The organism is Polynucleobacter sinensis, from assembly GCF_001595985.1.
GTDB classification, from domain to species: domain Bacteria; phylum Pseudomonadota; class Gammaproteobacteria; order Burkholderiales; family Burkholderiaceae; genus Polynucleobacter; species Polynucleobacter sinensis.
Genome location: NZ_LOJJ01000018.1, coordinates 213,942 through 236,343 on the forward strand (window position 1 = coordinate 213,942; position 22,402 = coordinate 236,343).

Sequence of the window (22,402 nt, forward strand, 5' to 3'; positions counted from 1 at the left end):
AAAATGAAGACATCTCGTAGAGACTTTTTGGCATATGGTTCTGCATTCACCCTAGTAAATAGCGTGCCTTCTTTCGCTTTTGCGCAAAGCAAGCCTTTATTTGAGTCAATCAATATGTTTATTCCAGCGGCTCCAGGTGGCGGCTGGGATAGCACTGGAAGAGCGATTGAGATGGCTGCAAAAGAAGCGGGTTTAGTTGGCTCTTTTCAGTTTGAGAACGTGGGTGGAGCGGGTGGTATGGTTGGCCTACCTCGCTTTGTCAATCAACGTAAAGGACAGGCGAATGCCTTGATGGTTGGCGGCTCAGTAATGGTTGGTGCGGCCATTACCAATAAGAGTCCAGTAACTATGGCTGATGTCACGCCGATTGCTTGTTTGACTGAAGAGGCAGGAATTATTGTTGTGCCTGCTGATGGAAAAATTAAAACCTGGAAAGAGTTTGAAGAGGCAATTAAGGCCAATCCAAAATCGGTCTCAGTTGCAGGTGGAAGCGCCGGCGGTACAGATCATCAACTTTTAGGTCTCATCATTAAGGCGCTTGGTAAAAATCCAAGAGACGCTGCTTATGTGGCTTTCGCGGGCGGTGGCCCAGCAAACGCCGCTATTCTTGGCGGTCAAGTGGTTGCGGGTATCTCCGGCTACTCTGAGTTTGCTGAGCAAATTAAGGCTGGAAAGATGCGCGCGATTGCGGTGTCCGGAACAAAGCGCATTCCCGGTGTGGATGTCCCCACTCTGAGAGAACTTGGTGTCAATGTCACAGCAGCAAATTGGCGTGGCATTTTTGGCGCCCCCGGAATCAATGCGGCTCAAAAGGCAGCTCTTGTGGAGTTGGCAACGAAGTTGCATGGCACAAAAGGCTGGCTTGAGACATTAGACAAGCGCAAGTGGACAGATGCATTTGTAGCGGGCGCTGCATTCGATGTGCAACTGAAAAAATATATTACAGAAACCGAAACTGTACTCAAAGAATTAGGTCTTGCATGAGTACCCGTCTAGTTGCCAGTTTTTTACTGGTCTTTTGTGGGGTGGCTATCTGGCAGGTCTTTAGTATTCCAGAATCAACAATGTATTCGGAGGTTGGGCCAGTTTTAGCCCCCTCCATTTTGGTTGCATTGCTTTCTTTATTGGGTGTTTTCTATTTACTTTCTACGATTAGCCGTAAGGCTCCTGATTGTGTGCACCAAGAGGAAGAGCGTCCATTGCCCGGTGGATCAAGACGTGTTATTTATCTGCTCGGTGGTGGGCTAGCATTTATTTTGCTCGCTAAATTGATTGGCTTTTTAATTTCTGCCTCTTTATGTGGGCTTGGAGTTTCAATGGCGTTTGATGCAAAGTTCAATGTGAAAACGGTATTAATGGTTACCGCTATTGCTGGTGCATTTTGGACTTTATTCTCAGCGCTCTTGGGTGTTGATTTAGGCCCACTCGTTAATTTTAGTTTTTAAGTAAAGATCCATATGAGCTCATTTGATTCCCTCATGCAGGGTTTTGCTGTTGCCTTACAACCAATGACCTTGTTGTATGGATTTCTCGGTTGTTTGGTAGGTACTTTGGTCGGGGTGCTACCTGGCATTGGCCCAGCTTTGACAATTGCCTTGCTGCTTCCTTTGACTTTTAAAGTTCCTGCAACCGCCATTTTTGTTTTATTCGCTGGTATTTATTACGGAGCGATGTATGGCGGTTCTACCACTTCAATTCTTTTAAATACCCCGGGGGAGTCGGCTACGATCGTAACCTCCCTAGAGGGAAATAAGATGGCTCGTCGCGGTAGGGCGGGTCCGGCCTTAGCTACCGCTGCAATTGGGAGTTTTGTTGCGGGAACAATCGGCACTATTGCGCTAACCTTTTTTGCTCCCTGGGTGGTAGATGCTGCCTTGGCATTTGGCCCAGCAGAATACTTTAGTCTCATGGTGCTCGCTTTAGTAACGGTTTCTGCTGTATTGGGAAGCTCTGCTTTACGCGGCCTCATTAGCTTGGTAGCTGGCCTTCTCTTTGGTCTAATCGGCATTGATTTGCAAACTGGACAGCCGCGCTTTACTTTTGGGCAACCAGAGTTTTTGGATGGCATTGAAGTAACCATTGTGGCGGTTGGTTTATTTGCTATTGGTGAGGCGCTTTACTTAGCGTGGCAAGGAAAAGAAAACAAGAAGACTGAGGTTCTAGCAGTTTCCGGAAGTCTCTGGCTATCAAAAGAGGATTTTTCGAGATCGTGGAAGGCCTGGATTCGGGGGAGTTTGTTGGGCTTCCCGATCGGGGCCATGCCTGCTGGTGGCGCAGAGTTGCCAACCTTGCTATCGTATTTTGCTGAAAAGAAGCTCTCCAAAAAGCCTGAAGAATTTGGACATGGTGCAATCGAGGGTGTTGCTGGTCCGGAGGCTGCAAACAATGCCTCCGCCGCTGGTGTGCTAATGCCATTATTAACTCTTGGCATTCCCACATCTGCTACAGCGGCGATTATTTTGTCTGCCTTTGAGTCTTATGGAATTCAGGTGGGTCCTACATTATTTGCCCAACAAAGTGGTTTAGTGTGGACGCTGATTGCTAGCCTCTATATTGGTAACGTCATTCTGTTGGTGTTGAACTTGCCTTTAGTGGGTCTATGGGTCAAGCTCCTTAAAATTCCTCCACAATGGTTATACGCTGGAATCGTAGTCATTTCGGTTGCTGGTGTTTATGGTTCATCCAACTCCGTGTTTGATGTGGGCTTGCTATTTTTCTTTGGCTTACTCGGATTTGGAATGCGTCGTTTTGATTTTCCGGCGGCCCCAATGATTATTGGTTTAATTCTTGGGCCTATGGCTGAGCAATCTATGCGTCAGGCGCTGACCATTAGTCAGGGTGATTGGAGTACTTTCTTTGTTCGCCCAATATCTGGCACGCTCATGGCAGTTGCGATTGCCTTGTTAGTGATTCCAAATGCGCTTCGCCTGATTAGGTCACGCAAGGCAGCGGCTTAAATAAACCCAACTCCACCAAGAAGAGCTCCAAGGGCTATCAGGTAGAGCGGATGAATTTTAGAGATCTGAGTGGCAGCGATAACGGCGATAGTAAGTGCTGTCGCTGTCCAGTGATCATTAAAGTTCACCATCAACTTCCAAGATGATGCGAGTACAAGTCCGACCGCGAGCGATGCGGAAGCATACTGAATAATCTTTTTCTTCTCCGGATCTTGGATGCCAGTGATGTAGCGCTCAAGATAAAACACCATAATGCACGATGGCCAGCAAATAGCGATAGAGGCCACAATTGCTCCGACCAGGCCATAAAGCTGCCAACCGATTAAGGTGACAGTCATAAAATTCGGACCTGGAGCGGCTTGCGCAATAGCAAAAAAATCAGCAAAAGTGTCTGCGTTAATCCAGTGCTCCTGATTGACTGTCAGGTCAAACAAGGATGGTAGTACGGCAATAATTCCGCCATAAGCAACAAAGGAAAAAAGTGATAACTTAATAAATAGGCTAAGTAATAAGGTCATGACTTCTTAGCCTTTCTTCTGGCGAAGAAAAATGCAGCGGGCGCCACACTTAAAAGTACCCACCCAAGCGCTAAATTGAAATACACCCCCAGCAAAATAGTTAATGCAACCACGAGGAGCATTGGGGGGTAACGAAACTCATCCTTCAGCATCTTAAATCCCGTGCTGGCAATCAGCCCCACCCCCACTGCAGCTATGCCCTTCAGCGCGCCTTGCACATACTTTAGGTAGCTATAGTGGTCATAGAGGATGGCAAGCAAAATGACTACAAGAATTGGTCCAATAGTCAAGCCACCGACTGCCGCAAGCGCTCCACGTGCCCCGCAAAATCTTGATCCTACGCAGATTCCAACATTAATGACGTTGGGTCCGGGCATTACCTGGCATACACCTAAGATTGCACTAAATTCTTCTGAGGTAAGCAGCTTTTCTTTTTCGACGAGACCTCGGCGTGCCCAAGGGAGAACTCCTCCAAAACCTGATAAACCAATTTTGCTAAAGCAGATAAAGATCTGGAGGGGAGTTAGTTTTTTCAAGTGAGAAATGACTGCTTAATTATTTCAACACAAACGGGTGCGGAATGGGTTTATTGGATAGCCAGGCCTCTAGTGTTTCGGTAATTTTGTTAGAGAAGTTCTGAAAAATAGGTTCTGCAACAAAGCCCAGATGCGGTGTTGCCAGCAGATTAGTGGTATTGCGCAGCGAGCTATCAACCGGTAATGGTTCAACATCAAATACATCGATAGCAGCCTGCCTTGGTCTTCCTGCGCTAAGCGCTTGTTGAAGGTCTGGCATATCAATTAATGCTGCGCGCGAAGTATTGACCAAAATTGAATCGGGGCGCATCAGAGCAAGCTCATTTTTGCTAATTAACCCTTTGGTTCCAGGTCCTGCAACTAAGTGCATGGTGACGACTTTTGATGTCTTGAGTAACTCTTCTAAGCTAACCGATATAGCATTTTCTGCAGCAGCTCTTTCAGGAGTCATGCGTGGACTCCAGGCAACCACTTCCATTCCAAAAGCTGCGCCCACTTTGGCTACGCGACTACCAATTGAGCCCAATCCCATTACGCCTAGTCTTTCGCCGGCAAGCATAGGGAGAACAGATAAGTCATCGCGCCAGCCGCCAGATGAGATGAGCCTATTTTCCTCAACCAATCTCTTGCATGCTCCCAAAATTAAGGCCCAAGTTAATTCGGCGGTACTCTCTTTTGAGGGGCCGCTGGGTGTGCAGGCAATTGGAATATTTCTAGAAGCTAAAGATTGAGCTTCTAGGGTCCCGTTGCGCTCACCGGTAAACATGAAGAATTTTAATTTAGGGAGGCGGGCAATTAGCGTCTCATTAAATGGAGTTCTATCGCGAACAATGACGATAGCATCTGCGTCCTTGATCGCTTCGTATAAAACTTCACCCTGCAATGGCTCGTGGTGAATGGTGATATTCGCCAGTTGATCGAGCTTGTCCCACTTGGAGTAGCGCCGCAAAGAGCGCTCGTAATCGCCAAGAATGACAATGTTTGGTATTTGAGCCATTGTTAGGTGCTTGTAGTTAAATTAATTCGGAGTGCAAAGACTTAAGATGTGCTTGAGGTCAGGTGCTTGACCTAACTTCCACAATGCTGAAATCAACTGCTGAGTTTTTTCTTTGCCAATGACTGGCTCAGTGAGACTGGTAAATTTCTGCTCTAAGTTCGCGTCGCTCATTGGATTCTCTACAGAGCCAATCGCATTCTTAACAAAGATATGAACTTCTTTGCCATTTTTCAGAATGGCCTTGACATCTACAGAAGCCTCACTAATGGAAGTGTCAGTAGTGGCATTTACTTTTGCGCGTAGTGCGACAACGTCAGCACGATTGACAATGTCATCGGCATATTCACCTTCGCCTGCCTGCCCAAAGATCAGGCCTACTGCACAACCGTGGTAGACACTAAATTTACCTTCTAGGCCATCTTTAGGAGTTTTCTTGCCAGTTAATTCTAGAACGAGTGGGTGCACGCGCAACTCAATACGCTCTACATCGTCTGCCGTTACTCCTTGAGCGCGCAATTGTGCGCAAGCATCAATCGCTGGGTGAATCACAATACCGCAGGCAAAAGGCTTGTAAGTATTCAAGGAAATCTCAAAAGATTTACCGAGTTCGCGATCGATTTCTGACCAGTCACATTTAGTGGATACGGTTTGCATATAACCTCGACCAGCCTCTAATGCCTTAGGGCTTGCTGTGAAGCCATGCTTTGCCAGTAGTGCTGAAAGTTGTCCTGCGCGAGCTGCGCCTCCTGGGTGAAATGGCTTAGTCATTGTTCCGAACTGTTCGCGCATCCCCACGGGCTGTGAAGCTGCAATGCCAAGAGCCATGGTGGTTTTTTGCAGATCGAGACCCAAAAGTCTTGAGCAGGCTGCAGCTGAACCAAGCATTCCAGTTGAGCCTGTGATGTGCCAACCGCGATGGTAGTGGTCAGGATACATGGCATTTCCTACTCTGCAGGCAACATCAATCCCCAGTGTGAGTGAGTCAATGATCTGACGTCCATTGACATTCATGTGCTCACCAAGCGCCAAGATAGCTGATGCAACCGGACCGGCAGGATGAATAACTGTTTTTAAGTGAGTGTCATCAAAGTCAAAAGTGTGGGAGCTAATGCCATTAATCAGCGCTGCGCCACCCATATCCACTTTATCTTTACGCCCTAATATGCTAGCTTGTGGCGCTGGTTGAAATTCTCTAATGGCTGATAGCGAAGACTCAACACTTTCATGGTTTGCTGCACCAATTGCGCAACCAAGCCAGTTTAAGAATGTGCGGTGTGCCTCGTGATCCACTTCAGCTGACCAGCCTTGGCTTGGATGATTTGTAACAAATTCAGCCAAGATTTTTGTGACTGGTGGTGCGTTTAGATCAGCGGCAGCTTGAATGGCGTGAGACATGTGATTTCCTGTGTAATATCAAAAAGTAGTTTATTAATGGTTCAAAATAAGTGGGTCGAATTATTCGATCTCAATTTTTCTGTCTTTAGCAACCTTCGTCCAGCGAGCGATATCTTCTTTGATATAAGTTGAAAATTGCTCTGGGGACATTGGCATGAGTGTCATTGCCTCGCTTGTCATTTGCTCCGCAAACTCTGGTGTAGCAAGCACCTTATTTAATTCTGCATTGAGTTTCTTCACAATTGCATCTGGCATATTTGCTGGCCCTGAAATGCCGTACCATTGTTGGCCATCAAAGCCGTTATAACCAAGTTCTTTAAACGTTGGGATATTGGGTTCTGCTGAGCTACGTTTTTGGCCTGTAACAGCAAGGGCACGCACGCGATTTGACTTAATGTAAGGCATCGCAGCGTAGAGGGTTGGAAACATTGCCTGAGTTTGACCTGCCAATAAATCGGTATAGGCCGGACCTATTCCGCGATAAGGTACGTGCACCATAAAAATATTCGCCGCTAACTTAAATTGCTCCATTCCGAGATGGGTCAGTGTGCCAGGACCTGCAGAGCCATAACTGAGCTTAGATGGATTCTTTTTGGCATATTCCACAAACTCTTTTAAGTTTTTAATGGGCAAATCTTGGTTGATCACTAGTGTGTTCGGTGTTGCGCCGATCATACCAATTGCAGTGAAGTCTTTAATCGCGTCATATGGAAGCTTGCGGACAGCAGGATTGGTGCCGTGAGTACCCACATATGAAACCATAATAGTGTAGCCATCAGGAGCTGCTTTCGCGATGACCTGAGATGCTATTGAGCCTCCGCCTCCACCCATGTTTTCAACCACGATGGATTGACCTAGATTTTTAGATAGTCTTTCAGCTACTTTTCGGGCTAAATTATCTAAGCCACCCCCGGCTGCAACGGGTGCAATAAGCTTGATGGGTTTAGTGGGATAGTTAGTGGCTGGTGTTTGAGCCATGCTCAACGGTGCCATCAGCAGTCCAAATAGTCCTGCGAGCAGCGGGGATAAAGCGCGCGTGAGGTATTTATTTTGAAGCTTCTTCATGTCTCAAGTCCTTGTTATTTTTAATGTAAATCCTGAATTTGTATAGAATTCTACTATTGATAGATAAAAAAATTTGGCGAAGGAAGCAATATGATTTTGGAACACTGTGACATTGAGATTGACCCAGCTAAGGGTGCTGAGTTTGAGGAGGCCATTTTGCGTGGCGTGAACACGGTGATTTCTAAATCAAAGGGGTTTAGAGGTTTTAAGGTCAATCGCAGCCTGGAGACCCCAGCCCGCTTTCTCCTGATGATTTATTGGGATAGCCTGGAAAACCATACGGTAGATTTTCGAGGTTCAGAAGCTTTTGCGGAGTGGCGCGCTATCGTGGGGCCATTTTTTGTAAAGCCACCATTTGTTGAGCACTTCACCCTTGTGGGGAAGTCAGCTTAAGTCGCTAGCTTTTTACGTATTGAGTTCTCAACAGGGATAGAGTCTAGATTAGGCTCAAGGGCCTCGCGTTCATCGAATACAAAGCAGGTTCCGGTGTAGTGCGCGGAGCCCACTTCCTCAAAATATTTCAGAATGCCGCCTTCAAGTTGGTAGCTGTGTTGCATGCCGATCTCGCGCATGTATAGGCCAGATTTTTCACAGCGAATTCCGCCAGTACAAAAGCTCACCAAAGTTTTATCTGCCAGCTCCTCTTTGCGGGCGGCGATTGCCTCCGGAAATTCTGTAAATTTATTGATATTGAAATGCAGTGCATTTTCAAAGGTGCCGTAATCCACTTCAAAAGCATTGCGCGTATCAATCATGACTACTTCACGTCCCAAATCATCCGTCCCTCTATCGAGCCACTCTTGCAATTTTTTGGGGCTAATAAAATTTGCGCGACCCTCCTCTGGCCTGATGGTTGGATGATTCATACGAATAATTTCGCTCTTTATCTTAATGAGCATCTTTTTAAAGGGCTGCGTTTCCGACCAGCTATCTTTTGACTCTAAGGATTTGAAGCGGGGATCTTCACGAAGCCAGTCTAAAAAGCCGCGCAACTCATGCTCATTGCCAGCTAAAAAAAGATTAATGCCTTCCCCAGTTAGCAAGATGGTGCCCTTGAGCTGGCGTGCATGACATTCATCTAGCATTTTTGCTCGCAATTCCGTGAGCTGATCAAGGCTGACAAATAAGTAGGCGGCTATATTAAGGATGGGCTTCATGGCTATTGTTTGATGGCTAGTGGTTCATTATCGAGCAAGATGGCAATAGGGTGATAATCTTATCGGTATCTTGATATTTTGTAATCAAACCATGCGATAGGAGTACTTTTATGTCTGAGCGTCTCATTCCTTATCAACCAATGGATCTGCAGGAGCCGGCGGATTTGGTTGCGGCCATACGTCAAAGACGGGGCGGGCAGTTTATTAATCTGGACCGAATGCTATTACATAGCATTCCGATTGCCAAGGGATGGAATCATTTTATTGGCGAGATACGAAATAACCTGTCTTTAGACCCTAAGCTTCGCGAGCTCGCTATGTGTGGTGTGGCGGTTCTTAATGGTGCGGAATATGAGTTTTTCCATCATGCGCCTCCCTTCATCAAGGCGGGGGGAACTAAAGCGCAGGTTGAAGGTTTGAGGCTGATAGGGCAAAACAATTTTCCAACGGAATTATTTAGTCAGCTGGAAAATGATACGGTTGCGCTGACGTTTCAGATGACGCGTAACATTAAAGTGGATCCAGATCTCATGAAACGTTTGCAGGCTGCATTGGGCAATACAGATGCCGTAGAGCTAGTGACCGTGATTGCTGCATACAATATGGTTTCTCGATTCTTGATTGCGCTAGACGTCACGCCTGAGGATCATCCCCCTGAATAACTCATGATCAAAGCAAGCTCTATCCATTGGGAGGAGGGTGGCCAAACGCATTCAGCGATTTGGCATTCTGAAAATGGCATAGCGCCCCATAAAAAAGTAGTGCTTGCAGATGACACTATGACTGCAGATGACGCCTATCGTCTGGCATGTGAGGGTAGTGCAATCTTATGGAGGGGTGACTTTCAGAATGCTCGTCAGTTATTACAGGCTTTAGTCAGGCGAGTTGATAGGCCCTCAAAAAAATCAAGGCGGGCAAACAAGAGGGTTGCCGTACCCTCCGATGTGTCCCAGGCGCAAGCACCAGTCGATCTCTTTAATAAGCACCGCCTAAGTCAGTCTCAACGGGCGCGAATATTGGGTATGGTGTTGATAAGGTGTAATGCCGATCACAGTATTTCTTTGCGGCGAGCTCCTGATGTCTCTACTGCATGCCTTGAGGCATACGGTCCCGTTAGCGCACCCTATGTCATTTCCTTGCGCGAGTTATTGGGCGTTATCAGTGCCTATGAGTGGCGCAAGAACGGCGTTCCTGTGCTTGCCGACAGTGAGGGCGAGGCAATTTTTATTTACCCTCATTACGGTGTGTTTTCCCCAATTCGCGGCGAATATCTAGAATTGGTTTGTAGCGCTCCATTACCTAAGACTTTGGATCTTCAGTCTTTAGCTTTTGATATCGGTGTTGGCACTGGTGTGCTGTCGGTGATCCTGGCAATGCGGGGGGTTAAACATATTATCGCTACCGATCAAGATGATCGGGCGCTTGCCTGTGCAATTGAAAATATTGACCGCTTAAATCTCACCTCACAAATTCAAGTCCTTAAGGCGAATTTATTCCCACAAGATAGAGCTGCGCTGATTGTCTGTAATCCACCATGGCTACCTGCAAGGCCAAGTTCCACCCTGGAGCATGCTATCTACGATCCCGACAGTCAAATGCTGAAAGGATTTTTAGCTGGCCTTAAGAGTCATTTATTGGATCAAGGTGAGGGCTGGCTGATTCTGTCTGATTTGGCCGAGCATCTGGGGTTGCGTACTCGAAAAGAATTGCTGAGCTGGATAGAGCAGGCGGGGCTGATGGTGTTGGATCGAATTGATACCAAACCTAAGCACCATAAAGTGTATGAGCAAACAGACTCACTCCATTTTGCAAGAGCTGCCGAGGTTACTTCCTTATGGCGACTGGGTATCCAGAACTAACTTTATTTGGCAAATAATTGAGTGGGGTCTTCAAATGCCTTGAATTCAAGGGCATTACCAGCTGGGTCTAAAAAGAACATGGTTGCCTGTTCGCCAACCTTGCCCTTAAAGCGAACCTGTGGCTCCATGATGAATTCAAGCCCCGCATTGCGTAAACGTTCTGCTAAATCATTCCAATCTTGCATTGTTAGTACCACGCCAAAATGCCTTACTGGCACTTGATGGTCGTCTACTTCGCTTGACGCAATATTGCCGCATTCTTCAGGCGCTAAATGCGCTACAAGCTGGTGCCCAAAAAAATTAAAATCAATCCATTGATCGGAGCTGCGCCCCTCTTCGCAACCTAATACCGTGCCATAGAAGCTACGCGCTGCCTCTAAATCATTGACTGGAAAGGCAAGATGAAATGGTTGAATCTGTGACATCGGGATCCTTGCTAAATGGTTGATGGCTATTAATGCTGGCTTGATCAAGGTTTAGTATATTGAAAGCATCAAAAATAATCCCGACTCGAGACAAAATTGGTCGAAAACGGATTAATGAGGTCTGCAACGAGGCCATTTCATGAAGTTCCTATCAATTGAGAAACTGAGTTATGACAAGCAAGACAAGTAAAGAGAAAAATCTAGCCCCTGAAAGTGGTTTACGTAAAGGCTTAACCAGTTATGGAGATAAAGGCTTCTCTTTGTTTTTGCGTAAGGCATTTATCAAGGGCGCGGGCTATACGAACAGCGCATTAGATCGCCCAGTGATTGGAATTATTAACACGGGTAGTGCATATAACCCTTGCCATGGGAACATGCCACAGCTCATAGAGGCTGTTAAGCGAGGCGTAATGTTGGCCGGTGGTTTGCCGATGGATTTTCCGACTATCTCCATTCATGAGAGTTTTGCAGCGCCCACTAGTATGTATTTGCGCAATTTAATGTCGATGGATACTGAGGAAATGTTACGAGCGCAACCTATGGATGCGGTCGTGATGATTGGTGGTTGCGACAAAACTGTGCCTGCGCAAATGATGGGTGCAGCCTCAGCCGGCTTGCCCGCAATTCAATTAATCACAGGTTCAATGTTGACTGGCTCTCATCGAAGTGAGCGGGTTGGTGCTTGTACAGATTGTCGCCGTTATTGGGGAAAGTTTCGTGCCGGCGAAATTGATGAAATCGAAAAGGATGAGGTCAATGATCAATTGGTGGCTAGTGTAGGCACTTGTTCTGTGATGGGAACTGCAAGCACTATGGCTTGTATCTCCGAGGCTTTGGGGATGACCGTTCCTGGCGGGGCTACTCCTCCCGCAGTAACGGCCGACCGCATTCGGGTTGCTGAAGAGACAGGTGCGCGTGCAGTTCAAATGGCTAAAGACGGTTTAACTATCGATCAGGTGTTGACTGCCGATGCTTTTGAAAATGCTATGCGCGTTTTGCTGGCGATTGGCGGGTCTACGAATGGCATTGTTCATCTAGCTGCAATTGCTGGAAGGATGGGCTTGGAAATTGATCTCGATGCCTTGGATCGAATGGGTGATGAAACGCCGGTTCTGGTGGATTTGAAGCCATCAGGCGACCATTACATGGAAAATTTTCATGATGCAGGCGGGATGACGACTTTGCTGCGGGAGCTAAAGCCTTTGTTAAAACTCAATGCCATGACGGTAACCGGTCGCACATTGGGTGAGGAGATTGATGCCGCTCCGCCGAGCTTTAAGCAAGATGTAGTGCGTAAATTGGATAACCCCATTTATCCGCGCGGAAGTATTGCTGTATTGCATGGGAATTTAGCTCCTGGCGGCGCGATCATCAAGCAATCTGCAGCCAATGAGGCATTAATGGAGCATGAGGGGCGCGCAGTTGTTTTTGAGAATTCAGAGGATCTCGCTAGCCGGATCGATAGTCCAGATTTGGATGTCTGTGCTGACGACATCTTGGTATTGAAAAATATTGGCCCTAAGGGTGCGCCTGGAATGCCCGAGGCTGGATATATTCCAATTCCGATGAAATTGGCACGCGCTGGCGTGAAGGATATTGTGCGTATCTCTGATGGCAGAATGAGTGGTACTGCCTTTGGGACTATCGTTTTACACGTCACGCCTGAGGCTGCAATCGGTGGCCCATTGGCATACGTCAAGAATGGTGATCGCATCCGCTTGAGCGTGAAAAATCGGGAAATAAACTTGTTAATCTCTGATGAAGAATTAAGTAAGCGAATGCAAGAAAGCCCAGTGATACATCCTACCGCAGAGCGCGGATATCTAAAGTTGTTTTTGGATACGGTTACGCAAGCTGATAAAGGCGTAGATTTTGACTTTCTGAGGGCGGTAAGGATGGTTGGCAAAACCCCAAAGCGTTGATTAAAGGGCCGATAAAGGGCTACCGCTGTTCAACTTGGCCTCTTGCCTGGGTCACGGTCAAATATAAAGTTTTGGTGTAAAGTTTGCCGTGTTGCCAAAATTGGCAGGCGGACATGATCTTGTCCGCATAACTCAAAATAACTACATCTGAGTGGAGATTGTTTTTTATGAAATATGCAGCATTTAAATTATTGAATGACCCTAGTAAGACTCGGGTCGGCGCGATTTCTGCTGATGGCAAAAGTGTCAACGAATATCAGTTGGATACAGATCTTTCTGAGGATGGAGTGGTTGCACTCTTGCGCTTAGAGTTGGCCGGAAAGTTGCCGACTCAAGCATCTGCGACTCATGAAATTTCTGCTATTCGTCTTTTGGCTCCAATTCCTAGACCAAGAAGAAACATCTTCTGCGTTGGTAAAAATTATTTTGAGCATGCAAAAGAATTTGGCACTAGCGGGTATGACAGCAGCACATCTAAGCCCGGTGATGAGATCCCTAAGGATCCGATTATTTTTACCAAACCCCCAGAGTCCGTCATTGGAACTCAAGATAAGGTTGTCATCCCGAAAAAGGTTTCAGTGGATATCGACTATGAGGTTGAGTTGACTATCGTCATTGGTAAGGGCGGCAAGGGAATTTCCCAGGCAGACGCAATGAAGCATGTATGGGCTTACACGATCATCAATGATGTTACTGCACGTGATTGGCAGCAAAGACATAAGCAGTGGTTTTTAGGTAAGAGTTTTGATACGTTCTGCCCAATGGGTCCATGGGTTGTTACTGCGGACGAGTTAGATCATCAGAATATTCCTGTGAAATGTTTTGTTAACGGAGAGTTAAGACAAAGTTCTAACTCCAAGGATTTGATATTTAATATTCCAAAGTTGATTGAAACTATTTCAGCGGGTATTACGCTTTATCCTGGCGACATTATTGCTACTGGCACCCCGGCTGGAGTGGGTCTAGGATTTAAGCCGCCAAAATATCTCAAGGCTGGCGATGTTGTTCGCCTTGAGGTAGATGGAGTTGGTGTTCTGGAGAACACCATGGTCTTAGGCGAATAATTTAATCATTACAACAATATACACAGTAACAATTTAGGAGATATTCATGACGGCTGTAACTTGGACTGGTGGTACTGAGCATTGGATTAAACGTGGAGATATCAATTTATTTCTATGGCAAAAAAAGGCCAATCCCAATAAACCGTTTTTAGGAACCATTTTCTTTGTGCATGGATCATCCATGGCATCGCAGCCTACGTTTGACCTTCATGTTCCAGGTCGCCCATTCTCTTCGGCGATGGATTGGTTTGCGGATCAGGGTTTTGAAACCTGGACCATGGATAACGAGGGTTATGGGCGTTCAGACAAAAACCGCGATATCAACTTTGATATCAGCAACGGTGCTGATGATTTGGTCGCTGGAAGTGAATACATTCTTGATCACACCAGCTCTAAATCATTGCTGATGTACGGCATCTCCTCAGGCGCTTTGAAGGCAGCGTTATTTACACAGCGCAAGCCTGAGCGAGTTGCTAAGTTAGCCTTAGACGCTTTTGTGTGGACTGGAGAGGGGAGTCATACTCTAGAGCAGCGTAAGAAAAAATTACCAGAGTTCATTGCTAAAAATCGTCGTCCAATTGATCGTGCTTTTGTGCATAGTATTTTTGATCGCGATCATCCTGGTACTGCTGATGAAGCTACTATTGAGTCTTTCGCTGATGCTATTTTGACTCTAGATGATTCAATGCCAACAGGTACTTATGTGGATATGTGCTCAAAGTTGCCATTGGTTGATCCTAAAAAAATCCCTGTACCAACCATTATTTTGCGCGGTGAGTATGACGGTATTGCGGGTATGGATGACTTAATTGATTTTTATAAATTGTTGCCAAACTCAGACAAGCAATTCAGTGTGATGGCTGGAATCTCCCATGCTAGTTTTCAACAAAAAAACTACATGATGGTCTATCAGATTCTGTATAGCTACTTCACAATGCCTGCGCCTGTTTATAGGGGGTAATCATGAAAAAATTTGTGAAGTGGGCCGTTAGCGTTTTGGCAATCGCTGGGTTTATTGCCGCTCCAGTATCCGCTCAAGTTAACTACCCAGATCGGCCGGTGAAATTGATTGTTCCCTTTGGTCCCGGAGGGTTTACTGATGTTGTTGCTCGTATCTTGGGGCAAAAACTGTCAGTCGCCTTGGGGCAGCAGTTTGTTGTAGAAAACAAGCCGGGTGCAGGCTCAACCATTGGTACGGATTCTGTTGCTAAAGCAGCTCCGGATGGTTACACCTTGGTGATGGTCTCAACGGCCCACGTTTTAGGACCCTGGATTTATAAAAAGGTTCCTTATGACGCATTAAAGGACTTTACGGTTGTCAGCAAGTTAGTTGATTCTGCATACGTTCTTGCCGTTAATCCAAAGGTGCCAGCGAAGAATGTGAAGGAGTTTATTGCGCTAGCGAAGGCTTCCCCAGACTCTATTCGCTATGCATCATCTGGTAATGGCGGAAATCAGCATTTAATGGGAGGCCTATTTGCCACCATGACTGATATCCAGCTCCAACATGTGCCCTACAAAGGTAGTTCTGGTGCTACCAATGATCTACTGGCGGGTATTGTGGAAAGTAGCTTTGCTGCGGTACCTAATGTGCTGCCTCATATCCAGCAGGGTAAGTTGCGCGCTTTGGCAGTAACCACTGGTAAGCGTATTCCTCAGCTTCCTAATGTTCCCACTTTGGCTGAAGCGGGGGTTCCTGGTTATGAAGCATCAGTGTGGTTAGCATTACTTGCTCCCGCTAACACTCCGCCAGATATTGTCAATAAACTGAATAAAGAAATTGTGAAGATATTGGCAAGCCCTGAAACAAAGAAGGCTTTGTTTGATGCCGGCGTGGAAAGTGCGTATGCACCCCCTGAGGCCATGACCGTTTATATGGGTAAGGAATATGAGCGTTGGGGCAAGGTTATTAAAGATGCCAACATCACCATGCAGTAATTGTGGCCGTTAAGCCGTATTTATTAAACCTCCAGCAGAAATGTTGGGGGTTTTTTTGAGTGCGCATTTGTTCTATCTATTAAAACCTTGTTGTAGTATGAAAATCATCAGCAATCAATAACTAATTTAATTAAATAATATGAGACAACAATTCCAAATGGGTACTTTTTTCTCTTATGTGGCATGTATTTTTTGGGCCGCCATAGCTGGCCCGAGTTTTGCCCAGACTGCGGATGCTTGGCCCACCAAGCCAATTACGATGGTGGTGCCATTTCCTCCGGGTGGTGTGGCAGATACTGTAGGGAGGCCGGTTGCGGAGGCGCTCACTAGAATTTTGGGGCAACCTGTCGTCGTAGAGAATAAACCTGGAGCTGGTGGTGGAATTGGTATGGCTGCCGTTGCAAAATCTAAGCCTGATGGCTACACCATTCTGATGGCTTTATCTTCAATCTCGATTATTCCAGAGGCTGATAAGGTAGTAGGTAAGGAGCCATCCTTTCAGCTTAATCAATTAAAGCCGATTGCTCGATTCACTGCGGATCCAACGGTTTTGGTTGTTCGAGCTGATAGTCCTTGGAAAGATTACAAATCATTTGTGGCTGCAATGAGGGCAAATCCAGGTAAATATAATTTTGGATCATCTGGTAATTACGGAACGATGCATGTTCCCATGGAGATGTTGAAGTCCTCAGAGAAGTTTTATATGGTGCACATTCCGTACACAGGTGCTGGGCCTGCAATTGTAGGGTTGCTTGGCGGGCAAGTTGATGCAATTGCTACTGGCCCATCTTCCATTGTTCAACAGTTGAAGGCGGGTAAAGTTCGGGCTCTTGCGCATTGGGGTGATGGTCGTCTAGCGAGTATGCCGGATGTGCCAAGCTTTAAAGAATTGGGCGTCAAGATTGAATTTGCTCAGTGGGCTGGATTATTTGTTCCAAGTGCGACCCCTGATGCGATTACCAATAAGTTACGTGAAGCATCTAAATTGGCTGCAAATGATGAGCGCGTAAGGACGGTAATCAATGGCGCTGGTAGTCCGATCTTGTATATGGATGCGCCTGAATTTAAGGTCTACTGGGATAAAGAGTCGGCGCAAATGGTTAATGTCGTGAAGAAAATTGGCAAAGTAGAGTAATTGAGCTGAAAAGAAAAACGCCACCCTGGTGGGTGGCGTTGGACTGTTACATACTTCAAAATGGTGGAGTCGGCGGGAATCGAACCCGCGTCCGCAAATCCTCCACAACAAGTTCTACATACTTAGTCATATCATTTAATTTAGCCAGCTAGGCACAGATTGACATGTTCCACGCTGACGATTCACTAAATTTTCGTACTACCCCTCGTGACGCGAGATAGTCTTATCTCTTGTAAATGACCCTGATGTAGCTTGCGCTACCTGACCCAAGAGAGAATCAGTTCAGGGGCAACCGCAATTAAGCGGCTAGTGCGTAACGTTCGTCGTTAGCAGTTATTACATTCCCATTGATTTACGAGATAACGGGTCCTCGGTATGCCCTTGATGCTTTGTAATCCACGTCGAAACCATGTCGACCCCGGAGTTCATGCATTGGTATCTCTATTTTAAGGCCGATAGCCTTAAATTGCTGATGTTCTTTTATCCCCTATTGGGAAAGATGATTTCTAGCAGTTCAAGAGGGTGGCGTACGAGGTAATCGGCCCCCCAAGCCTCGGGAGGTTCATCGCAGCCGCAGTAGCCATAAGCAGCAGCGATAGTTTTCATGCCCGCCGCTTTCCCTGCAACGATGTCACGAATATCATCGCCGACATAAATAGACTTGGATGGATCAATGTTGGCAATTTTTGCAGCGTGCAAAATGGGTTCAGGGTGAGGTTTTGAATACGGCGTAGTGTCACCCGATACCGTAGAAGCAGCCCTTTGGCGCAGGCCCATTAGCTCGGTTAAGGGATGGGTAAAGCGTTCACTCTTATTGGTGACGATACCCCAAGGGAGTTGCGCATAATCTAACTGGTTGAGTAAGTGGTCAATCCCTTCAAATAATTGACTGTCAACCAGAAGTGCTTTTTCATAGTTAGTGAAAAATTCATCTCTTAGGGAAATAAAGTCGGGATGATCGGTATCAATGCCAAAGGCGCCCCCAATCAATCCCCGAGCTCCAGCAGAGGCGCAGGGGCGTAATACTTCATAGGGCTTAGGTTTGAGTTTGCGCGCGACCAGAAGCTGATTAGCAGCCGCTACAAGGTCTGGAGCGGTATCGGCAAGGGTGCCATCCAAATCAAAAAACACCCCGTTGTAGGGGCTTTTTAAGCCGCTATTCATTTGCGCGCAGCAATCATGTAGTTCACATCCACATCATCACCGAGGCTGTAGACCTGGGAGAGGGGGTTGTAGCTCATTCCTTTAATGCCGATCATCTCTAGGTCAGCTTGGCGGGTAAATGCCACTAATTCTGATGGTTTGATGAATTTGGCGTATTCGTGAGTGCCTTTCGGCAGTAGTCTGAGGATGTATTCAGCCCCAATAATGGCAAATAAGTAGGATTTTGGGCTGCGATTTAAGGTGCTAAAAAATAGGGTGCCTCCTGGTTTGCACAGCTTTGCGCAGGCCTGGACTACTGATGCTGGGTTTGGAACATGCTCTAGCATCTCCATGCAAGTGACAACGTCGTATTGCTCTGGCTCTTCCTCAGCGAGTGCTTCGGCCGAAATAGAACGATATGTGAGGTTGGCGCCGACCTCTAGCGCATGTAATTCAGCGACTTTGAGTGCTTTTTCAGATAAATCTATGCCGCAGGTATCAGCTCCTGATTGAGCAATGGATTCAGCGAGGATGCCGCCACCGCAGCCCACATCAAGCACTTTTTTTCCATTCAGATCCACGAAGGACTTAATCCAGTCTAGGCGTAAGGGATTGATTGCATGCAATGGCTTGAATTCGCTATTGGGATCCCACCAGCGGTGCGCTAGGGCGCTAAATTTAGCGATTTCAGACTGATCGACGTTCATAGTTTTCAGGGTAATGAGTGATGCTTGAAGTGGAATAAATTACGAATATAGCGGAAATAAAAAAGCCCGCTAGAAGCGGGCTTTTTTACAAGTAAAAAGAATTACTTAGTTGCAGCTGTACCAACAACTTCGATGTCAGTACGGCGGTTCTTAGCGCGGCCTTCAGCAGTTGCATTGCTTGCAACCGGATTGCTCTTGCCTTTTGATTCTGTGTAAATACGGCTACCGTCAACACCTTTGCTTACTAAGTAAGCTTTAACAGACTGAGCACGACGCTGGCCAAGAGCCATGTTGTATGCGTCTGTACCAACGCTATCAGTGTTACCAACAGCAATAATTACTTCTAATTTGATCTTCTTCAAGTCAGCGGCGATCTTGTCCAAAGTAGCCTTGCCTTCTGGCTTCAATGTCGCTTTGTCGAAGTCATAAAGTGTGTCAGCTTGCAAAGTGATCTTGCTTTGGCTTACACCAGATGCAGCAGCAGCTTTAGGGGCCAACCAGCCATCACAACCCTTAGCAGCAGTTGCAGGTGTCCAGTTGTTATCGCGCCAGCACAATGTGCCATCGCCGTTTTTCCAGTTTAGGGCGCCATCGCCGTTTTGCCAGTTATCAGAAGCCATTGCTGCAGATGCAGAAACAGTAATAACGGAAGCGAGCAACAGTTTTAGGGTTTTGTTCATTTTTAGTCCTCAAAAATCTCTTTTTAATTAAAGTCAAACTTAAATGTAATTCGCCCTACTTTGAAGCAAAAAACCGCAAAGCGACACATCTCAATTTCGTACAAACTGACAGAATCTTAGCATAGGGGCTACCAGTCATCAAAATGATATTATTTCTAAATGGAACAAGCCGCTAAAGAAACACTACCAATATCCCTCGAAGACGAAATGCGGCGGTCCTATTTGGACTACGCAATGAGCGTCATTGTCGGCAGAGCCCTGCCAGACGTGCGTGACGGGCTTAAACCCGTGCATCGACGGGTCTTATTCGCGATGTATGAATTAAACAACGATTGGAACCGTGCTTACAAAAAATCTGCCCGTATAGTTGGCGATGTGATCGGTAAATACCATCCACATGGCGATTCTGCGGTGTATGACACCATTGTTCGTATGGCCCAGGACTTCTCGCTACGCTATATGCTGGTTGACGGCCAGGGTAACTTCGGCTCCGTAGACGGCGATAACGCCGCTGCGATGCGATATACCGAGATCCGCCTGCGTAAGATCGCTCATGAGCTTTTGGCCGATTTGGACAAAGAAACCGTTGACTTTGGACCAAACTATGACGGCAGCGAGAAAGAACCCCTGATTCTTCCTGCAAAAGTGCCTAATTTGCTGATTAACGGCAGTTCTGGCATTGCTGTGGGTATGGCGACAAATATCCCCCCCCATAACCTGGATGAGGTGGTTTCAGCCTGTTTACACGTCCTTCATAACCCTGAATGCACGATTGATGAGCTCATCGAGATCATTCCGGCACCAGATTTCCCAACTGCCGGGATCATTTATGGGGTTCAAGGGGTTCGCGAGGGCTATCGCACTGGTCGTGGCCGTGTGGTTATGCGGGCCAAAACCCATTTCGAAGATATCGACAAGGGTGCGCGCCAAGCCATCATCGTTGATGAGTTGCCTTACCAAGTAAACAAGAAGAACTTGCTTGAGCGCATCGCTGAGCTGGTGAATGAGAAAAAAGTAGAAGGTATTTCTGATCTGCGCGACGAGTCTGATAAATCAGGTATGCGCGTAGTGATTGAGCTTAAGCGCGGTGAGGTACCTGAGGTTGTATTGAATAACCTTTATAAGAGCACCCAGCTTCAAGACAACTTTGGCATGAACATGGTGGCCTTGGTTGATAACCAGCCACGTTTGTTGAACTTAAAGCAGATGCTGGAGTACTTCTTACAGCATCGTCGCGAAGTAGTGACTCGTCGTACGATTTTTGAATTGCGCAAAGCGCGCGAACGCGGCCATGTCTTAGAGGGTTTAGCTGTTGCGTTGGCAAATATTGATGAATTTATTGCCATCATTAAAGCCGCTGCAAACCCAGTTGTTGCTAAGCAAGAGTTAATGGGTAAGGCTTGGGATTCATCTATGGTGCGTGAGATGTTAGCTCGCGCTGAAACCGATACTCCTGGTGGTCGTAATGCGTATCGTCCTGAAGGTTTGTTGCCAGAGTACGGTATGCAGACCACTGGCCTATATCGCTTATCCGATAGTCAAGCGCAAGAAATTTTGCAGATGCGTTTACAGCGCTTGACTGGCCTCGAGCAAGACAAGATTGTGAATGAATATAAAGAGGTAATGGCGGAAATTTCCGACTTGCTCGACTTGCTTGCGAAGCCAGAGCGCGTTACTCAAGTCATTGAATCTGAATTAAAAGAAGTTCAATCTGAATTCGGTATTGCTGGTGGCGATACTGGTCGTCGTTCATTTATTGAAATGAATGCGACTGAATTGTTTACAGAAGATTTGATCACTCCTCAAGATATGGTGGTCACGCTTTCTAATACCGGCTATATGAAGAGCCAGCCATTGAGCGAGTACCGCGCGCAGAAGCGTGGCGGTCGTGGCAAGCAGGCTGCAGCTACCAAGAACGAAGATTGGATTGAAACTTTATTCGTCGCAAATACGCACGACATTATTCTGTGCTTCTCTGATCGTGGTCGCATGTATTGGCTCAAAGTGTGGGAGGTTCCGCAAGGAAGCCGTACCTCACGCGGCAAACCAATCGTCAATATGTTCCCGCTGATTGAAGGAGAAAAGATTACTGTGATTCTCCCAATCAAGGGATACCAGGATGATCACTATGTCTTTATGGCTACTAGCTTGGGCACGGTGAAGAAGACGCGTTTATCTGATTTCTCTAACCCACGTAAGGCTGGAATTATTGCTGTCGATTTAAATGAGAATGACTTCTTAGTTGGCGCAGCTATTACTGATGGTCAGCATGATGTGATGTTGTTCTCTGATGCTGGTAAAGCGGTACGCTTTGATGAGAATGATGTGCGTCCAATGGGTCGTACAGCACGCGGTGTACGGGGTATGAATTTGGGCGATGGCCACCAAGTGATTGCGATGCTAGTTGCTCCAGCTGAAGCAGCGGAAGGTGCTGAGGCTGCGGTTGTGGATGCTAATGGGGTAACTATTCCTAGCAGCGTCTTAACTGCAACTGAAAATGGTTTTGGTAAGCGCACGCCGATTGGCGAGTACACCCGTCATGGCCGCGGAACAAAAGGCATGATTGCAATTCAGACGACAGAGCGCAACGGTAAGGTGGTGGCCGCGGCTTTAGTTTCTCCTGAAGACCAAATTATGTTGATTACCACTGGCGGCATCTTGGTACGTACACGTGTATCAGAGATTCGTGAGATGGGTCGCGCCACTCAAGGTGTGACCTTGATCAACGTCGATGAAGGCACTCGTTTGTCTGGCTTACAGCGTATCGCTGAGAGTGATTCGGATGATGAGAATGAAATCGATGATGGTGAAGAGGGCGAAGCAGGTGATGTAGCCGCTGATCCAGCGGTTGACTCTAATTCCGATGAAGCTGGTGATGCCTAATTGGCATTTGATTAAGGTTAA

Annotated in this window: 22 protein-coding genes and 1 other RNA gene; 12 read left to right on the forward strand and 11 right to left on the reverse strand. The window is 46.7% G+C overall.

The annotated features are described in order from the left end of the window. Window positions 1-3 precede the first annotated feature (3 nt). Genes AOB49_RS11005 through AOB49_RS11015 form a run of 3 tightly spaced genes read left to right on the forward strand, consistent with a single transcriptional unit; the run spans window position 4 to window position 2,957 of the window. Complete coding sequence (locus tag AOB49_RS11005) at window positions 4-984, forward strand: Bug family tripartite tricarboxylate transporter substrate binding protein (RefSeq protein ID WP_062311032.1); 981 nt, start codon at window positions 4-6, stop codon at window positions 982-984. Next, complete coding sequence (locus tag AOB49_RS11010) at window positions 981-1,445, forward strand: tripartite tricarboxylate transporter TctB family protein (protein ID WP_062311034.1); 465 nt, start codon at window positions 981-983, stop codon at window positions 1,443-1,445. Before AOB49_RS11005 ends, AOB49_RS11010 begins: the two co-directional genes overlap by 4 nt. Window positions 1,446-1,457: 12 nt before the next feature. Then, window positions 1,458-2,957, forward strand: coding sequence for a tripartite tricarboxylate transporter permease (locus AOB49_RS11015; protein ID WP_062311036.1), 1,500 nt, complete (start codon window positions 1,458-1,460; stop codon window positions 2,955-2,957). Here the strand turns inward: AOB49_RS11015 and AOB49_RS11020 are convergent. The 5 genes from AOB49_RS11020 to AOB49_RS11040 are packed head-to-tail and all read right to left on the reverse strand — an operon-like array spanning window position 2,954 to window position 7,396. After that, entirely contained in the window at window positions 2,954-3,475 is a 522-nt protein-coding gene (locus AOB49_RS11020; protein WP_062311038.1) for a chromate transporter, read from the reverse strand. The two genes, AOB49_RS11015 and AOB49_RS11020, sit on opposite strands and share 4 nt — an antisense overlap. Further along, the gene (locus tag AOB49_RS11025) at window positions 3,472-4,011 is read right to left on the reverse strand and encodes a chromate transporter (protein WP_062311040.1); all 540 of its coding nucleotides are present in this window, start codon (window positions 4,009-4,011) and stop codon (window positions 3,472-3,474) included. The genes AOB49_RS11020 and AOB49_RS11025 overlap by 4 nt, the downstream gene beginning before the upstream one ends. Before the next feature lie 19 nt (window positions 4,012-4,030). Next, window positions 4,031-5,008 (reverse strand): D-2-hydroxyacid dehydrogenase family protein, encoded by a 978-nt coding sequence (locus AOB49_RS11030; protein ID WP_062311042.1) that lies wholly within the window; start codon window positions 5,006-5,008, stop codon window positions 4,031-4,033. A 21-nt stretch (window positions 5,009-5,029) separates the two neighbouring features. Next, window positions 5,030-6,403: an MmgE/PrpD family protein gene (locus tag AOB49_RS11035; RefSeq protein WP_062311044.1), complete on the reverse strand. Its 1,374-nt coding sequence runs from the start codon at window positions 6,401-6,403 to the stop codon at window positions 5,030-5,032. 60 nt (window positions 6,404-6,463) lie between these two features. Next, complete coding sequence (locus tag AOB49_RS11040; protein ID WP_062311341.1) at window positions 6,464-7,396, reverse strand: Bug family tripartite tricarboxylate transporter substrate binding protein; 933 nt, start codon at window positions 7,394-7,396, stop codon at window positions 6,464-6,466. A 162-nt stretch (window positions 7,397-7,558) separates the two neighbouring features. Here AOB49_RS11040 and AOB49_RS11045 point away from each other — a divergent pair, with 162 nt between their 5' ends. After that, a complete protein-coding gene (locus AOB49_RS11045) occupies window positions 7,559-7,861 on the forward strand; it encodes an antibiotic biosynthesis monooxygenase family protein (protein WP_062311046.1) in 303 nt (100 codons plus the stop codon). On the opposite strand, the gene AOB49_RS11050 is transcribed toward AOB49_RS11045, so the two are convergent. Then, the gene (locus tag AOB49_RS11050; protein ID WP_062311048.1) at window positions 7,858-8,625 is read right to left on the reverse strand and encodes a sulfurtransferase; all 768 of its coding nucleotides are present in this window, start codon (window positions 8,623-8,625) and stop codon (window positions 7,858-7,860) included. The two genes, AOB49_RS11045 and AOB49_RS11050, sit on opposite strands and share 4 nt — an antisense overlap. A 110-nt stretch (window positions 8,626-8,735) precedes the next feature. Here AOB49_RS11050 and AOB49_RS11055 point away from each other — a divergent pair, with 110 nt between their 5' ends. Both AOB49_RS11055 and AOB49_RS11060 read left to right on the forward strand, forming a co-directional pair. After that, entirely contained in the window at window positions 8,736-9,287 is a 552-nt protein-coding gene (locus AOB49_RS11055; protein ID WP_062311050.1) for a carboxymuconolactone decarboxylase family protein, read from the forward strand. A 3-nt stretch (window positions 9,288-9,290) separates the two neighbouring features. Beyond that, entirely contained in the window at window positions 9,291-10,484 is a 1,194-nt protein-coding gene (locus tag AOB49_RS11060; RefSeq protein WP_062311052.1) for a 50S ribosomal protein L11 methyltransferase, read from the forward strand. Window positions 10,485-10,486: 2 nt separating this feature from the next. On the opposite strand, the gene AOB49_RS11065 is transcribed toward AOB49_RS11060, so the two are convergent. After that, entirely contained in the window at window positions 10,487-10,909 is a 423-nt protein-coding gene (locus tag AOB49_RS11065; RefSeq protein WP_062311054.1) for a VOC family protein, read from the reverse strand. Window positions 10,910-11,079: 170 nt separating this feature from the next. On the opposite strand from AOB49_RS11065, the gene AOB49_RS11070 reads away from it, so the two are divergent. The 5 genes from AOB49_RS11070 to AOB49_RS11090 all read left to right on the forward strand — a co-directional run bounded on the left by AOB49_RS11070 (window position 11,080) and on the right by AOB49_RS11090 (window position 16,968). Further along, window positions 11,080-12,831: an IlvD/Edd family dehydratase gene (locus AOB49_RS11070; RefSeq protein WP_062311056.1), complete on the forward strand. Its 1,752-nt coding sequence runs from the start codon at window positions 11,080-11,082 to the stop codon at window positions 12,829-12,831. 167 nt (window positions 12,832-12,998) lie between these two features. Further along, the gene (locus tag AOB49_RS11075) at window positions 12,999-13,895 is read left to right on the forward strand and encodes a fumarylacetoacetate hydrolase family protein (RefSeq protein ID WP_062311058.1); all 897 of its coding nucleotides are present in this window, start codon (window positions 12,999-13,001) and stop codon (window positions 13,893-13,895) included. 46 nt (window positions 13,896-13,941) lie between these two features. Then, on the forward strand, window positions 13,942-14,856 hold the full coding sequence (locus AOB49_RS11080) for an alpha/beta fold hydrolase (RefSeq protein ID WP_062311060.1): 915 nt from the start codon (window positions 13,942-13,944) through the stop codon (window positions 14,854-14,856). Between the two features lie 2 nt (window positions 14,857-14,858). After that, entirely contained in the window at window positions 14,859-15,833 is a 975-nt protein-coding gene (locus tag AOB49_RS11085; protein WP_062311062.1) for a Bug family tripartite tricarboxylate transporter substrate binding protein, read from the forward strand. Between the two features lie 139 nt (window positions 15,834-15,972). Beyond that, a complete protein-coding gene (locus tag AOB49_RS11090; RefSeq protein ID WP_245640677.1) occupies window positions 15,973-16,968 on the forward strand; it encodes a tripartite tricarboxylate transporter substrate binding protein in 996 nt (331 codons plus the stop codon). Window positions 16,969-17,029: 61 nt separating this feature from the next. On the opposite strand, the gene ssrA is transcribed toward AOB49_RS11090, so the two are convergent. From ssrA to ompA, 4 genes are all read right to left on the reverse strand, one after another. Next, window positions 17,030-17,388, reverse strand: a transfer-messenger RNA (tmRNA) gene (ssrA, locus tag AOB49_RS11095). 60 nt (window positions 17,389-17,448) lie between these two features. Then, a complete protein-coding gene (locus AOB49_RS11100) occupies window positions 17,449-18,132 on the reverse strand; it encodes an HAD family hydrolase (protein ID WP_062311066.1) in 684 nt (227 codons plus the stop codon). Further along, window positions 18,129-18,818, reverse strand: coding sequence for a bifunctional 2-polyprenyl-6-hydroxyphenol methylase/3-demethylubiquinol 3-O-methyltransferase UbiG (gene ubiG / locus AOB49_RS11105; protein WP_062311069.1), 690 nt, complete (start codon window positions 18,816-18,818; stop codon window positions 18,129-18,131). The genes AOB49_RS11100 and ubiG overlap by 4 nt, the downstream gene beginning before the upstream one ends. A gap of 101 nt (window positions 18,819-18,919) precedes the next feature. Further along, window positions 18,920-19,498, reverse strand: coding sequence for an outer membrane protein OmpA (gene ompA, locus AOB49_RS11110; protein ID WP_062311071.1), 579 nt, complete (start codon window positions 19,496-19,498; stop codon window positions 18,920-18,922). Between the two features lie 159 nt (window positions 19,499-19,657). Between ompA and gyrA the strand changes: the two genes are divergently transcribed. Then, entirely contained in the window at window positions 19,658-22,381 is a 2,724-nt protein-coding gene (gene gyrA, locus AOB49_RS11115; RefSeq protein ID WP_062311073.1) for a DNA gyrase subunit A, read from the forward strand. Window positions 22,382-22,402 lie beyond the last annotated feature (21 nt).

Coding starts and splice junctions, on each gene's coding strand:
- AOB49_RS11005 (WP_062311032.1), top strand. CDS start 4: ATGAAGACATCTCGTAGAGACTTTTTGGCATATGGTTCTGCATTCACC.
- AOB49_RS11010 (WP_062311034.1), top strand. CDS start 981: ATGAGTACCCGTCTAGTTGCCAGTTTTTTACTGGTCTTTTGTGGGGTG.
- AOB49_RS11015 (WP_062311036.1), top strand. CDS start 1,458: ATGAGCTCATTTGATTCCCTCATGCAGGGTTTTGCTGTTGCCTTACAA.
- AOB49_RS11020 (WP_062311038.1), bottom strand. CDS start 3,475: ATGACCTTATTACTTAGCCTATTTATTAAGTTATCACTTTTTTCCTTT.
- AOB49_RS11030 (WP_062311042.1), bottom strand. CDS start 5,008: ATGGCTCAAATACCAAACATTGTCATTCTTGGCGATTACGAGCGCTCT.
- AOB49_RS11035 (WP_062311044.1), bottom strand. CDS start 6,403: ATGTCTCACGCCATTCAAGCTGCCGCTGATCTAAACGCACCACCAGTC.
- AOB49_RS11040 (WP_062311341.1), bottom strand. CDS start 7,396: ATGGCACCGTTGAGCATGGCTCAAACACCAGCCACTAACTATCCCACT.
- AOB49_RS11045 (WP_062311046.1), top strand. CDS start 7,559: ATGATTTTGGAACACTGTGACATTGAGATTGACCCAGCTAAGGGTGCT.
- AOB49_RS11050 (WP_062311048.1), bottom strand. CDS start 8,625: ATGAAGCCCATCCTTAATATAGCCGCCTACTTATTTGTCAGCCTTGAT.
- AOB49_RS11055 (WP_062311050.1), top strand. CDS start 8,736: ATGTCTGAGCGTCTCATTCCTTATCAACCAATGGATCTGCAGGAGCCG.
- AOB49_RS11060 (WP_062311052.1), top strand. CDS start 9,291: ATGATCAAAGCAAGCTCTATCCATTGGGAGGAGGGTGGCCAAACGCAT.
- AOB49_RS11065 (WP_062311054.1), bottom strand. CDS start 10,909: ATGTCACAGATTCAACCATTTCATCTTGCCTTTCCAGTCAATGATTTA.
- AOB49_RS11070 (WP_062311056.1), top strand. CDS start 11,080: ATGACAAGCAAGACAAGTAAAGAGAAAAATCTAGCCCCTGAAAGTGGT.
- AOB49_RS11075 (WP_062311058.1), top strand. CDS start 12,999: ATGAAATATGCAGCATTTAAATTATTGAATGACCCTAGTAAGACTCGG.
- AOB49_RS11080 (WP_062311060.1), top strand. CDS start 13,942: ATGACGGCTGTAACTTGGACTGGTGGTACTGAGCATTGGATTAAACGT.
- AOB49_RS11085 (WP_062311062.1), top strand. CDS start 14,859: ATGAAAAAATTTGTGAAGTGGGCCGTTAGCGTTTTGGCAATCGCTGGG.
- AOB49_RS11090 (WP_245640677.1), top strand. CDS start 15,973: ATGAGACAACAATTCCAAATGGGTACTTTTTTCTCTTATGTGGCATGT.
- AOB49_RS11100 (WP_062311066.1), bottom strand. CDS start 18,132: ATGAATAGCGGCTTAAAAAGCCCCTACAACGGGGTGTTTTTTGATTTG.
- ubiG (WP_062311069.1), bottom strand. CDS start 18,818: ATGAACGTCGATCAGTCTGAAATCGCTAAATTTAGCGCCCTAGCGCAC.
- ompA (WP_062311071.1), bottom strand. CDS start 19,498: ATGAACAAAACCCTAAAACTGTTGCTCGCTTCCGTTATTACTGTTTCT.
- gyrA (WP_062311073.1), top strand. CDS start 19,658: ATGGAACAAGCCGCTAAAGAAACACTACCAATATCCCTCGAAGACGAA.